The sequence below is a fragment of the Pseudomonas sp. LFM046 genome (assembly GCF_000949385.2).
Lineage (GTDB): Bacteria > Pseudomonadota > Gammaproteobacteria > Pseudomonadales > Pseudomonadaceae > Metapseudomonas.
The window spans coordinates 2,197,009-2,209,903 of the sequence record NZ_JYKO02000001.1 but is presented as its reverse complement, the minus strand read 5'-3'; the positions used below and the strand labels follow the sequence as shown (position 1 = coordinate 2,209,903).

The following is a 12,895-nucleotide window of genomic DNA, read 5'->3' as shown; positions in this document are numbered from 1 at the left end:
ACAACACCACTATGCCCAGAACAGCGACTTCAGCTACTGCCAAGCCTGATACCGTACGGTTCCTCCAACTATTGCAGGAAGCTTTACGAACAAAAGACGAGCGGTGCCAATGCAACCGGGAAAAGTTGCAATTGCATCGAGGCTATCAACAACTAAGCTTGGCAGCCGCTTTCCCCTTTCAACAAAGGCCTGTTGTTCAAGGTGTCGGCGGTATCGAGTACTTGTTTTATCAAGAATGAAATCGGCGAGTATCACCGGAACCAACAAGCCTTATTAAGACTCTCCTAACCAAAGGCCTCCTTTACCAGGCAGGAGAACATACTGTAGGCAGATAGAGCCTCACGCCGGTGATCCTCAGCAGTGGCCTCCAGAGGTGTGACCCTCAGACTCTGGACCTCAATAAGATTGAGGTCCGGTCTGTGCTTGTAGTGAAGTAGCACTGAAACACCATAGTCTTCAGCACAGAGGCTGTAGCAGACATTCATGTACTGCGGACTGAGCAGCGGAAGACCGTGGTTCATTCGATGAATGGCCAGTGCGCAAACCCTCGCCTGGCAGATTGCAGCGAAAGCAGATTTAGGTAGCTGCTCGGCATAGGCCGCATCACCAATTACGTGTACTCCCGACACAAGAAGCGACTCCAGTGTTTGGGTATTCACCGGACACCAGCCATGCTCAGCGGCCAGGCCATTGCCCCGGGAGAAATCGTCGGCCCACTGTGGCGGAATGACGTTGATCACATCGCCGTGGACCCAGCCGTTCGCTGTGCGCAGCCGTTTGCCGCCAGGCTCAATGCCCAGTGCGGTACCACCATCCTTCGCCCCAATCCAGCCGATGCTGGCCTGCTCGGTGCCATATCCGTACAAACGCCGCCATGCCTGCTCGAACTGGGCCTGCTTGGCGAACCGTTCTTTAGCATCGTAGATGATCACCCGCGCCCCCGGTTTGTGCCGCCGAAGGTAGTCGGCAATCAGGCTGGCCCGTTCATAAGGGCCCGGAGGACAACGGTAGTCGTCCGGTGGCGCGGCAATCAGCACGCGGCCACCATCGGGTAGGGCCTCTAGTTGCCGCCTGAGGATACGCAACTGCTCGCCGCCGCCCCAGGCATGCGGCACCCGCCTGGCCATTTCCTCGCTATAGCCTTCGATGCTGTTGTAGCGGTAGCCGATACCGGTAGCGACCACGCAACGGTCATAGGATCGCGTGTCGCCGTCGGCCAGGCGAACCTGACGGCGCTCTGCATCGATCGACAGCGCTCGCTGGTGGACAATCTCGATACCCTCGGCCCGCAGCCTGTCGTAGCCGAACACCAGGGTTTCCTCCGCGCGCTTGCCCACCAGATACTCGATCCCCAGCGGGCAGCTATGGTACTCGCGGGATGGCTCGACTAGCGTAATGCTGATGGCAGGGTCCAACCGCCTAAGCGTCCGTGCGAAAGTCGCTCCGGCAAAACCGCCGCCGATCACCAAGACGGAACGTTTTTCGGCACCTGCGGCCGTTATACCGGCCCTAGCCAGGGCAGGTATTACGGACAAGCCGACTCCGCCGCTCAGCCACTTTAACAATCGCCTTCTTTGCTCATCCATCAGCGCTCGCTCCTCAATGACCAGCCGCCGAGATAACGCCAAAGCGTCTGCAACTCACTGTCGTCCAGCCCTGAAAGGGCTTCCGCCATGTCCCTCGACATCTCCCGACGGCCGCCGCGCATGTCGTCCATAACGGCCCTAAGGTACTCGACGCTCTGCCCTGTCACGTTCGGTACTTCTGGCTGCTCGTCGTGGCAGCGGGCGCAACGGTTCTCGTACAATCGCTGCCCCTCACTCTCGGGAGCTGCGGCGTCGCTCCGCACCGGCACGCCGGGCAGACCAGCGTAATAGGCGGATAGTTTCCTCAAGTCGGCATCGCCGTAGCCCTCCATGGCTCGGTTCATGATGGTTCCCCGCAATGCGGAGCTGCGATAGGCCGACAACATCGTAAACAGGTATTCCTCCGGCAGGCCGGCAAGCGAGGGAATCGGTCCCTCGCTGCGGATGCCGTCGAGACCGTGGCAGTTGGTGCAACCATTGGCCAGCATCCACTGCTCGTCCCGGCTCTCTGCTGGTAACAAAGGGGCCGTGAGGAGGAGCGCCACCAGGAGACCCAGGCTCCAGGTGCGACGGACACCTCTGCGTACCGGATTGATCGAGCCCATCATGGCGCGTCGGCCAGTACGTTGCTCAGATATACCTTGGTGTTTTGCAGGTATTCTTTTGGAACGTTGTACCCGCCGTATTTCTTTACGTGTCCATCGATATACCCTTTCAACCCTTCGCGGGAGTCGAAAATCTGCCTGGCGCGCTCGAATTTCGCCGAATCGCTGTAAATCATCAGATGGATCAGAGGTTCGCCCTTCTCAGTGGGGATTAGGTTGATCACTTTCACTCCGTCCATCGAACGGCCGGAATAGCTCTGCATATAAGCGGTCTGGGAACTGACGAAGTCGTTGAGAAACTCGTCCTCCTTGCCCTTGGGCGGCTCGAACACGATAGTCATCGCTTTAGCAGTACCCTGCCCCGCCAGTGTCGATGTAAAAGAGTCTGCCGCCCATCCCTGGATCGCCTGCAGACAGACGAAGCCTGCCAGGCCAATTCGAGCAACCAAACCATCCATAGGTATCTCTCCTTAATCATTCAATGTTGTAGCGCCGCTCCATCCCACCTTCAGGGGACGGGGCGTTTACTTCGGTAATGCGACGGCACGTCACTACTTGTAGAGGACGACCGAGATCATGCGACCACTCCACTTGTCGGTAGGGTCCGCAGTGTCCCGAGGCTCGACTTGCACCACGCCGATCTCCACCTGCCGATAGTGGGCGAACATGGCGCGCTGGTAGTCGAGGGGCAGGAACGGGTGTATGCAGAACATGGCTAGGCGTCCGTCTTCCGCCAGCAAGGTACGAGAAGCGAACTCAAGAAAGGAGATGTTCTCGTCGTCGACCGCCGCCATGTCGTCGCAGAAGGGATCGAAGAAAATGGCCGTGAAGTGGGTTGAATCACTCCCCAGTTGCTGCCAGTAACCCTGCCGGAGATGGACGCCGTTACGCTCTCCCTGCCATTGCCTGGCCTGCTCCAGAACTTGTGGATGCGGCTCGACGATGGTGTGAGTGACAGGGCGGAACTGCTGCAGGAGCGTTGCCGAAATCCCCAGGCCGAATCCAATCTCCAGCACATGGTCCGTCGATGTGATTTTCAGATTCTCGACCATCCGGCGGATCAGTGGTCGCTCCCACTCGTGCATGACGTAGTGCTCGCCGATGCGCAGAGACTCTTCTGTGTAATGTACCTCCGTCGAGAGGTACTCCTTGCGTCTGGGGTCCATATTCACTCCAATTCTTGTATGCGCCCGAAGGTCTGTTCACCACTAACGCGTCACCAGCCGCAGATCCGGTCGGAAGACGAAAGCTTCCGATGGCCTGACATTCGACTTGAGCAGCAAGGTCTGGAAACCGCCGCGAAGCGGGGCTCTGGCGAAAACTGCGACCGACAGCTCGTCGAGATAAAAGGAAAATCCTTGCATGGCCTGCAGGGAACTGCCGGCGAGAATGCCGTACAGGAGCTCCAGCATTAGTTGGTCCAGGTAGACGAGCAGCGCGCCTTCTGTGCAGTCCTCCAGCGCCCGTTCGAACTCGAGAGCGAGCGCATGGTACGTAGCGTGCAGGCTCAGAGAACCGTCGCGGCCCGCATGGGGTTCGAGCAGCCAGTCCATCTTGCGCGCGCCGCGCAGCCGCTGCGGGTCATAAAATCCATGCTCCAACACCCGGGTACCCATCCCAAGCTCCCTGGCCAGTCGGATCACTGGGCTGTAGCAGTCGGCGCGTCCGGTAAGCAGCAGCAGGTCGGGGTGGGCCTGGAACACTGTCCGCAGGCAGGGCTCAAGGGCCGACTCGTCAGCGCAGCTGGAACAGCGCATCAGCACAATCGTCATGCCGTCTCCACGGAGAAAATCGCCTCGCAGGACAGCAAGGCATCAATGTGCCTACGCTGGGTAGCCCCTACGATGCAGGCCCGCACCTGCATATGATTGAACGCATAATCCAGGGCCGAGAGCAGCGGTACACGTCCGCCGGCCAGGCAATGCAGGGCGTAGATGGGCGCTCGTCGGCGGACGGCCTCTAGGTAGTCCAGGCTCGTGCGGCATTGCATACCGAGAATGTTCACCGGCACCGCCGCGCCGCTGCCCCCGCGACGCTCCAGCAGGGCCAGGAATGCCTCGCTGGGTCTGAAGCTCATCAGGACCTGATGGGTCGCAGGCGGCAAAGCAGCCTCCATTCGCGCCAGTATCTCCTCGAGTAACTCCGTCTCGTTGCGAGTGATGAGAATATCCAGCCAGTCGCCTCCCACGGTGACCACACCGGGCAGACACTGCGAGACGATCCGGATGTCCTCGGAAATCTGTTCGTCGTCGGGCTCGAAACGATAGCCGTCGGACAGATAGAACCTGTCAGGCGTCCGCTGCACCTCTGCGACGCTCATGCGCCTGGCCGTGCCCCGTTCGATGATCCGAACCAGGAATCGCGAGTGGTAGATATGGCGGTTGGCGGGACGTCCGCCCAGCGCGCGGCTCACCGCCAGCGCGGACGGCCAGTCACCGCTAGCCACGCCCAGGCCGGAGCCGTCCAAAACCTGACGGACGATGGACTCGACCTCCCGCGCCGAATAGGGACTGCCGTAGCGCTTGAGAAATCCACGGTCGCCAAGATAGATGTGCGGGGCCTGCACGGAACGCGTATTGCTCAACATGCCAACTCGCTCAGCTCGATGTTGTGTGCGAGCCGATGCCGGTGATCGACCACTACCAGCGTGTTGCCCGTCCACCGGGCGTAGCGCTCCAGCTCGCGCAGGCGCGCTTGCAGGTCCTCCACGGAAAGCAGGGAAAACAGCTCGTCAAGCAGGATCAGTTGCCGTCCGTCAGCCGGCAATCGCCTCAACCAGCCCATCAGCCCGTAGTCTCCATGAGAACCCATGCCCATCAGCGGCAACACCTGCCGGTCCAGGTAGTAACAGCGCAGAACCTCTTCCCCGCCGCCGGATTCGCGGCTAGCCACCTCGGTCACGCCAGCGATCCCCTTCAGGTACTGGCTCTTGCCGGAACCGGAAGCGCCCGAAAGCATATGCACCCTTCCCTTCCCGAGATGGCAGGAACGGTAGTCCCGACGCGCGCCGAACGGCGCGATGCGCACCGTGTCGTGCTCCAAGGTTGCCAGTACCCGCGCCTTGTTCCGGGCGAAGTGCGAAAGCCGCGACACCGACAACGATTGCGAGCGGAGCCCGGTCACCGCCAGAAAGACGTTTGCCAGATCGGAACGCACCAGCAGCAAGGCGGTGACCGCCAGGGTGAATCCGAAGTCGCTGCTCCGGTAAAGCCCACCCATGAGTACGATCAGCACGATCACGGCATCGCTGACCAGGCTGCAACTGGCTGCCATCATCGTGCGACTCACGACACTGCACATGCGCGTGGTATAGAAACGCTCGAGCCCGGCAGTGATTGCCCTCCGACGGCTGCCATCCAGCCAGGCGCGCACGCCGCCGAAAGCGCTCCCGCCATCGTCGGCCAGTGTGTAGGCCACCTGCGTCGAGCGCATCAGGGCATCGAAACCACCGACGCTTTCGCGCCGCGTACGGGACAACTCGTCGATGGACAGGTGATAAAGCGCCAGCAGAACCACACCGAAGGCCAGCGCCACCGCCAAGCCGGGCCAACCAAAGCCAATCCATAGCGCAACGACGTTGCACACCAGCAAGGCGAGAACCCAAGCGATGTCGTGGGCGTACCAGGAAATCCGCTCGAAGGCCGTAGTGACATCGCGAGAAACCACCTGCAGGGCGTCGCTCAGGTCGCCCTCCCGGAGATCACCAAGCCCCGTGAGAAACAGACTGCAGAAGCGGCTCCGCAACCGGCTTTCGATGAACAGACCTGCCGTGGTCCCGAGCACGATTCCGAGCAGGGCATACAAGACGATCTGCCAGGCGGAGAACTGGCTCCCAGCCAGCGTCAGGTTCGCCGCGTAGCTCATCATCAGGGCCGGCAGAAGAAGCCAGAGGATGCCGCCAAAGCACGAGCCGAGCAGCTTCGCCAGGGAATAATCCGCAACGCCGGGGGCAGGAACGTCGCCTGCCAAAGGCGGCGGCATGTCCTCGACACCGATCTCACGCCGGGCAATGGCCTGTTCGGCTCGCTCGCTAAGCAGCGCATCGTCCATGCTGAGCAGCAACTGTCTCACCCCGTGGGCAGCCGCACCGTCCAGCGACGAGAAATCGTCGTCGACGTACAGGGTCAGTCCCTGGGCTCGGGCCAGGAGTATTCCGCGCAACAGCTGCAGACGCAGCCTCTGGCCTTCGGAGAGATTCCTTCCGTCTACATCGACGAAGCGCTGCAGGACGGACCGAAAATCCGGCCCCAGCTCCGGTATCAGGCGGAAGCGCCGCAGCCATTCAGCGAGCTCGTCATCGGGAAAAAGCTCCCGGACCGGCAGCAGTTCGCCAAGGGTCGCCGGCCAAAGCGGCCAGCGCCTGTCGAAGTCGATTCCTGGCCGGTTGAGCGGCATCGCAGACGACAGCCGGTCCTCGGAGTGCGTCGCAAGGAAATTCAGCTCGCGCAACGAGCGCGAAACGGTACGGTAGCTCAGGTAAGCCCTGGGAAGGGAAAGAACGGCGGCCAGTAGGGGAATGCTCAGCCAGAAGATTGAACCGCCCCAGGCATTTCCGGAAACCAGTCCGCTCAGCACCATCAGCAGCACGACGGGAAGCAGCCGTCCGAAACCGACTATGTAGCTATCCGCGCCGCGCAGGACGGTGTCGAGGTTGCGCCGCGACAACTCCGTTGCAAGGGTTTCTTCGATCTCGGCCAGCCGCCCCCCGTTCCGAAACTGCTTCAGCAACGGACCGTCCCGCAGCCATGCCGAACACAACTCGATGCGCCGCGCAGTGATCTCCATGATCCGCTCGTAGTTGCCGTCCGAGAGCCGGGACATCAGGTAGGACAATGGCAAAAACAGCCAGATGGCGGATACCGCCCAGAACCCCGCGGAACCAAACTGCAGCAGCGCGGCCAGTGTCGCGCCGCAGAGGAATACCGGGACCGACACCAGGCCGATTCCGCTGCCGATGCCGTCCAGCACGAGGCTGAGGTCCCGCGAAGCGATCCGCTCTAGCAACGGCAGGTCGATTCGCTCGCGATGCCGTCTGTTCAGCAGGTTTTCGAAGCCATGGCAGACGCGCAACGAGAGAATGCGCTCCAGGTTGAGCTGAATCGCCACCAAGGCGAAAGCGCCGAGGGCCAGGACCAGCAGCCCGGCAATCATTCTCGCGTGGAACGGCTGTTCGGCCGGCCTCTCCACCAGGGTGGCAAGCAGATAGATGGACGCCAGGGAAACCGCATACTGCAACGTCGAGACCAAGACAAAAGCGACGCTGGCCCACGGAGCCAGACGCAGCAGCACACGGAAGAAACTGCCTTCGAACGGCCGCGCGACCAGTTGGTCGGTGTGCCGGTAGCGCAACGCCGGAATGAACCCGTACATCCAGATCACGGTGCGCATCCCTCGCGGTAGGACTGACTGGGTCCGACGTTCCACAGCCGCTGCAAGTAAGCGGCGATCTTCTCGGGATCGTAATGGGAAGGTTGCAGGCCACGACAGTGACAGTATTGCTTGACCAGTTCCGCCAGCCCCTGAGAGAACGCGTCGAGCCCACCCATGAAACGGCCGAGGAAAAGAATGTCGAACCATACGCTGCGACGTAGCGAATGGGTCTCCAGGTCGATGACGAAAACTGCATGGTCATCAATGATTAGATGCTCCGGCTTGCCGTCGCCCACGCTGACGCCCTGGCTATCGATCGCTGCGAGATCGGCGGAAGCCGACAGACAGGGATCGACGAAGATGGGTTTCCAGCGATCGCCAAAGGCCAGGCGAATGTTCGCCAGCGCTTGCGTATGCAGCGCTGCATAGGCCGCTACGGCGCGCATAAGGTCCGAGCGGGTGGGGAGAAAAAAGCGTCCGGATAGCTGCCTCAGAACGATCACGCCGAAGGCGGGATCCTGGTGAAGTACCTCGGCAATCGGCCCCCCGCGAAACAATAGGTATCCGGTGACTTCAGCAGCGTAGGCCCGCGCATCGAAATAGCGCTTAACCATCACCTGGCCTCGGGACGCCCGGCACTCGCCGGCACAGACCATCGACTTGGTCGTCTGGCTGATCAGGCGCAGATTGCAATAGCGCTCCGCCAGCAGTTGCGTCAGCGCCTCCAACCGCGCTTCGACCTGCTCGTCGACAAGGCAATCCAGGGCGACGTGTTCGAATTCCGGAACTTCATTCATAGCGATTGCGCCAAAGACTGTTCGTAACTGCGCAGGGCGCGCCGCGCGTCGACCTGTTCGTTGTAGTACTCCAGCCAGAAGGCCAGCGGACTGTCATAACGATCGCAGACATACCATTGCGACGCCGACAAGTTCATCACTTCCCAGATCTGCAGATCGCCCGCCAGCAAGCTCAGGAAATCGTCGTAGTCCACGCGAATGCCGTAGGGATAGCGCTTGATCACCGCCAACCCCTCGTACGGTGCTTCGACGAACTCAACCCTGGTAATGTCCAGCACCAGTTGCAGGGAGGCGTCGCCACGGAGCAATTGCAGCACCAAGCGGCAAGGTCCGACGGACTGCCCCAGGTACTCGGACTGCGCCATGAGAACCTGCCCATAGCGTCCGATCAGCCAGGTCTTGGCCATTTCGTCGAGGTGACGCTTGATCCGCGCGACGCTTGTTCGCGGGCCTTCCGCGTGCTCGCAGCGCTCAGGCCGCAGGCGCTGCTCACCCTGTGACCGCAGGGTGACCCAGTCGACCGGCTTGCCCAGCGACGCGCACTCCACGTCGAAGCATTGCCCCGGCTTCAGGCAGTGGACCGCTCGCAACAGGGATAGCTCGCTGGAGATATCCGCCAGCTCTTCGTTGGACCAGGGCTGGCGCATGTTTCCCAGCGGATCTCGGTAGCCGTTCCCGGCCAAGATCAGCGCCGGCACCCTCTGCAGGCGCCGGACCGGCTGGTGGATGATCTCCTCTAGCAGGCGCAGTCCAGATATCCGGGAATAGCGGGCATCGGCCACGGGCAGCAGGTTATCCAGGCCAATGGTCTCTTCGCTCGAACTAGCCTGGAAGTTGTTGGTCACCACCATCACCTGAGGTTCAGCGACCCGCCCCTCGTTAACGTCGGAATAGTAGCTGTCGGCGATGCGAGTATCGGACTGAATGAACAGCGCCTCCCCCCCTCGATGTTCGACATGCAGGGAAGCTACCCGATTGTCCCAGTACAACACGCCGGTATGTGGCATGTAGAAACGGCAGGTGAGCTCGCCGATATGGAACTCTGCCTGGCTATCGACGCGTCGGACGTCGAGGCCGCAACGCCGAACGATTTCTTCGGCGGCGCCGGGGAACAGCTCTGGGACAAGTACAGTTGGCTGGAGAAGCCGCCGCCCTAGGCTGTTCTTCAGGTAACGTAACGAAGCAGGATGAAAATGCTGCAGGTGCTCACTGGTCAGCACGATACCGTCAACCGCGGGAAGCCGTTCGAGCAGTACCTCCCGGGCCGGGAAGATTGTGAACTGGCGCTGAGGGTCGCTGCCGAAGCTCGGGCCCAGGATCGGATCGACCAGCGCATGGGTGCCACCGGCCTGTATCGACCAGCTTTCGTGGCCTATCAGGGTAAGCTTCACGAGTTCGCCCTCCGTTCCTGCATGGCCCGATCAATGATCTTCGCCAGCAACTCCGGGCTGCCGTTTTCACCGTAATAGCTGTAGAAGAAGGGAATCAAGCCGTCGAAGATTCCGCCCTGGAACCAGGACTTGATGGACACTCCGACTATGTCCCAGATCTGCAGATCGCCTTCAGCCACACCGATAAAGTCCACCAGCGGCATGCAGACGCCGAAGGGATAGCGCTCCATCAGCACTTCGTCCGAGCCTTCGGGCTCGCGCTCGAAGCGCCCGCTGACGAAGTCGAGGGCGAAACTGTCCTGGCGTCCCAAGGATCTGGAAACGAAATTGAAGACGATACGCCTGCCGCCGAGTTTCTTTCCTTTGTAGTGGGTCATTTCAAGCGCCTTGCGTCCAGTGATAAACAGCATAAGGCTGCGCGCGATACGATCCAGCTCCAGCTCCGCCCGAGCCAGCAGCCGCCGATAGCGTTCCTCGTTGTCAAGATCGGGTCGTACCGACGACACCACCTCGACGTGGCGCCCCGAGGCGATGAAATCGTCGAGTTCCCCAAGCAACAGCGTGTGCTGCACATGGTCAACCTGGACCCAGTCGATGCTGGATTGCCGGTTCTCTTCAGCATCCAGGGCAAATGCCTCCCCTGGCAGCAGCCCGACGACATGGGTGTCGAGGCTGAGCTGGTTTGCCAGACGACTGAGCGAGGGCTGGTCGGAGAAAGGAAATGCCGCGAACCCTCCCAGGCGCTTGATGAATCCGCCTCCGCATAATGCGACGTTCTCAAGTTGCGTCGGAAAATCGTCTAGGTAGCTGGTCAGAACCGCACTCAGCACGCCGATGCCCAGCGGGCCGACCTTGCGATTGCCGTTGCTGGCATTACTCGCCCAGTTCTCGAGGGACTGGAAGGCGCCGGGGGGCGAAACCCTCGAATTATTCGAAACGACAACCAGTTTCGGCGACGAGACCCGCTGTTCGAGCAGATCCTTCTTGAACACTTCGGACACCAGCGCATCCACCGCAATGAACACGCCCGTACGAGGCTGCGACACTTCTTCGATGTGAATCTGCGTCACCCGGCTCTCCCAGTACGCGGTCTTGGGGTCTGCAGGATAGAAACGCAGAAGCAGGTCGCCGACCCTCATCGGCTCGGTCGAATCGACCTCCGTCAGATCGAACCCCAGCTCACGAATGCAACTCTTGACCGGTTCGACGATGGTAGCGCCGACGACGAAACGCGCCGAGCGTGGCAACAGATCTAGCGACTGGATATCGAAATGATCGGAATGCTCGTGACTGAGAAATATTAGTTCCACATCGGCCAAAGCCGAGGGGTCGACACGCCGGGGGGGATAAATTTCGATCCGAAGCTCATCGACTAGGCCGAAATCCTCACAGAGCAGAGGATCTATCAGAATTTTGGTGTTCTTGTGTTCAACGAGCCAAGTTTGATGCCCAATAAAGACCACTTTCATGCCTTCTTCCTGAAGAAAATACGTCCTGTTGCCCGAGAGGAGCAGAAAAGCAAGAAATCACTTTCTTGCTTTTCGTGAAGCAAATCAGCGGTGGTAGGCGCAGCTCATCGCCTTGGTTTCAGTAACCTTAACTTTGGACTTCTTGACAGCCTCGGTCAGTGCCAACAGTTCCTCCTTACTGAAGAGTGCCTTCTCTCCCACGGATTTAATCGCAGTGCTTTGGGCTTTCTGGGTCATGCTCGACTCCTTGTCATCGTTCAAAATTGACGGCAGAAAAGTAGCTTCATCCTGCCGGTTGACGATGCTAGTCCCCTTGAATGCTCCGTCAACGCCAAACTCGGCCACATAACCAAAATCAGAAAAATCGCATAACAGGGCCAGCAATAGAGACCCAGAGTTAGCGCCCTTTCCTACACATCGAGTGGTCGTCAACAACACGTCTGCCTCGTCGTTAGCCAGTCCTAAATGCTGACGAACTAAGCTATGTCACCCACTACGCCAAGTAATTTCAGGAATGCCAGGCCCAGCGTCTCGGCACCGGATCGAAGAGTGGACCACGGCTATACCCACGTCCCGATCAAACTAAAATCGAGGACCTAAGCCGACTCCCCTTTCATGTGTGGGAGATGTGCTTGGTCGCAGGCTGCCATTCAAACCAGCGAAACTCAGGAGACGTCTCTCTCATTCGGGATTGCAGAAACGAACTCTGTCCTCGCGTCTCAACAAGCTCCCTCTTGAACAAACACGCAATTCCATTCGTGAAGAGCCACTCTGCAGACTCTTCCGGGTGAGCGGCGCTTCTCTGTCCACGATGTTTCCAGCTCCTGGGCGAGCTACACGTTGTATTCCACCGGCGGCGGCGGCAGCTCTCCGATCAGCGCCTGCAGCCCGGCCGCCCATTGCTTGCGGATGTCGGCGAAGTACTTGTCGTCCTCGGTCACCCTGTAGCCGGCCGGGATGATCAGGCTGTCACGGTGGTAGACCAGCAGGTCCAGGGGCATGCCCACCGACAGGTTGCTGCGGATGGTAGAGTCGAAGGACACCAGCGCGCAGCGCAGCCCTTCTTCCAGGCTGGTGTCGAACTCCAGGTTGCGGTCGAGGATGGGCTTGCCGTACTTGCTCTCTCCCAATTGCAGGAACGGTGTGTCTTCGGTGGCCTGAATGAAGTTGCCCTGGGGGTAGATGCTGTAGAGCTCCGGCGGGTTGCCGGCGATCTGCCCGCCCACCAGGAAGGAGCAGGTCAGGTCGGTGTTGCCGGCCAGCGGCGCGCCGTCGCGGGCAATGACTTCGCGGATGGTCTCGGCCACCAGGGCCGTGGCGTCGTAGAGGGTGGGCACGCTGTGCAGGTTGGGCCCTGGCCCATCAAGGCGCTGCTTCAGCAGGTTCACCACGGATTGCGAGGTCGCCAGGTTGCCAGCGCTCTGCAACGCGATCAGTCGTTCACCGCTGACGCCGAAGGTGTAGAGCTTGCGGAAGGTGGCGATATGGTCGATGCCCGCATTGGTCCGCGAGTCGGAAACGAACACCAGGCCCTCGGCCAGGTGCATGGCGACGCAATAAGTCATGCCGGTTCTCCTTGTGGGGACTCCCCGCACCGGGTGTCCGGCCGCTGGGCCCGTCAGGGGCCTGGCAGTAAACAGCGGCCGGCGGCGCGGAGCGCCTGGATGCGCGCCTGCG

12 protein-coding genes are annotated in these 12,895 nt (G+C 60.5%); all 12 read right to left on the bottom strand.

What is annotated here, in order from left to right; translation table 11 throughout:
- Window positions 1-284: 284 nt before the first annotated feature.
- Window positions 285-1,586, bottom strand: coding sequence for an FAD-dependent oxidoreductase (locus tag TQ98_RS10225; RefSeq protein ID WP_052659272.1), 1,302 nt, complete (start codon window positions 1,584-1,586; stop codon window positions 285-287).
- Entirely contained in the window at window positions 1,586-2,194 is a 609-nt protein-coding gene (locus TQ98_RS10220) for a c-type cytochrome (RefSeq protein ID WP_044875318.1), read from the bottom strand. Before TQ98_RS10220 ends, TQ98_RS10225 begins: the two co-directional genes overlap by 1 nt.
- Window positions 2,191-2,649, bottom strand: coding sequence for a hypothetical protein (locus tag TQ98_RS10215; RefSeq protein WP_044875317.1), 459 nt, complete (start codon window positions 2,647-2,649; stop codon window positions 2,191-2,193). The genes TQ98_RS10220 and TQ98_RS10215 overlap by 4 nt, the downstream gene beginning before the upstream one ends.
- Window positions 2,650-2,742: 93 nt before the next feature.
- Window positions 2,743-3,357 (bottom strand): class I SAM-dependent methyltransferase, encoded by a 615-nt coding sequence (locus tag TQ98_RS10210; RefSeq protein ID WP_052659271.1) that lies wholly within the window; start codon window positions 3,355-3,357, stop codon window positions 2,743-2,745.
- Between the two features lie 42 nt (window positions 3,358-3,399).
- Complete coding sequence (locus TQ98_RS10205) at window positions 3,400-3,963, bottom strand: hypothetical protein (RefSeq protein WP_044875316.1); 564 nt, start codon at window positions 3,961-3,963, stop codon at window positions 3,400-3,402.
- On the bottom strand, window positions 3,960-4,778 hold the full coding sequence (locus tag TQ98_RS10200; RefSeq protein ID WP_044875315.1) for a hypothetical protein: 819 nt from the start codon (window positions 4,776-4,778) through the stop codon (window positions 3,960-3,962). Before TQ98_RS10200 ends, TQ98_RS10205 begins: the two co-directional genes overlap by 4 nt.
- The gene (locus TQ98_RS10195) at window positions 4,772-7,570 is read right to left on the bottom strand and encodes an ABC transporter ATP-binding protein (RefSeq protein WP_146036000.1); all 2,799 of its coding nucleotides are present in this window, start codon (window positions 7,568-7,570) and stop codon (window positions 4,772-4,774) included. Before TQ98_RS10195 ends, TQ98_RS10200 begins: the two co-directional genes overlap by 7 nt.
- Window positions 7,567-8,358 carry a hypothetical protein gene (locus tag TQ98_RS10190; RefSeq protein WP_044875313.1) on the bottom strand — a complete coding sequence of 264 codons (792 nt, stop codon included), beginning with the start codon at window positions 8,356-8,358 and terminating at the stop codon, window positions 7,567-7,569. The genes TQ98_RS10195 and TQ98_RS10190 overlap by 4 nt, the downstream gene beginning before the upstream one ends.
- Window positions 8,355-9,749, bottom strand: a complete 1,395-nt coding sequence (locus TQ98_RS10185; protein WP_044875312.1) for an MBL fold metallo-hydrolase — start codon at window positions 9,747-9,749, stop codon at window positions 8,355-8,357. Before TQ98_RS10185 ends, TQ98_RS10190 begins: the two co-directional genes overlap by 4 nt.
- A complete protein-coding gene (locus TQ98_RS10180) occupies window positions 9,746-11,218 on the bottom strand; it encodes an MBL fold metallo-hydrolase (RefSeq protein ID WP_044875311.1) in 1,473 nt (490 codons plus the stop codon). Before TQ98_RS10180 ends, TQ98_RS10185 begins: the two co-directional genes overlap by 4 nt.
- 84 nt (window positions 11,219-11,302) lie before the next feature.
- On the bottom strand, window positions 11,303-11,656 hold the full coding sequence (locus TQ98_RS10175; RefSeq protein ID WP_146035999.1) for a hypothetical protein: 354 nt from the start codon (window positions 11,654-11,656) through the stop codon (window positions 11,303-11,305).
- A 395-nt stretch (window positions 11,657-12,051) separates the two neighbouring features.
- Complete coding sequence (locus TQ98_RS10170; protein WP_044875309.1) at window positions 12,052-12,783, bottom strand: proteasome-type protease; 732 nt, start codon at window positions 12,781-12,783, stop codon at window positions 12,052-12,054.
- Between the last annotated feature and the right edge of the window lie 112 nt (window positions 12,784-12,895).